We start from the raw sequence: 246 nt of genomic DNA, 5'->3' as shown, positions 1-246 counted from the left end.
TATGGAGCGGGCAGGCCACCTTGTCGTGCCCAGCATCCTCGCCGATCATCCCGCGGGAGAGGACCATTTCCATTTTATGGGGGCAGAGGGTCTGGCAGGCATACCAGCGGCCTTTCCGGGCGGAGTTGAATACGGCGATCTGTTTGTCCCCGTATTTGACGCATGCCCCGCCGTTCCGGGGGAAGCGGTCGACGGGAGCAGCGCGGAACCAGGTGGTTACCGCGTCGTAATCCAGGGAGTCCGGTG

At 63.4% G+C, this 246-nt stretch carries 1 protein-coding gene; it reads right to left on the bottom strand.

The window, feature by feature from the left end; genetic code table 11:
• On the bottom strand, positions 1–235 hold a 235-nt coding region (locus ACRHNM_RS17765), incomplete at its 3' end, for a nitrite reductase (NAD(P)H) small subunit (RefSeq protein WP_431137968.1).
• Positions 236–246 lie beyond the last annotated feature (11 nt).

It is taken from the genome of Psychroserpens mesophilus (genome assembly GCF_050617655.1).
Lineage (GTDB): Bacteria > Bacteroidota > Bacteroidia > Flavobacteriales > Flavobacteriaceae > Psychroserpens > Psychroserpens mesophilus_A.
The sequence above is the reverse complement of the archived record's forward strand: the minus strand, read 5'-3'. Positions and strand labels throughout refer to the sequence as shown.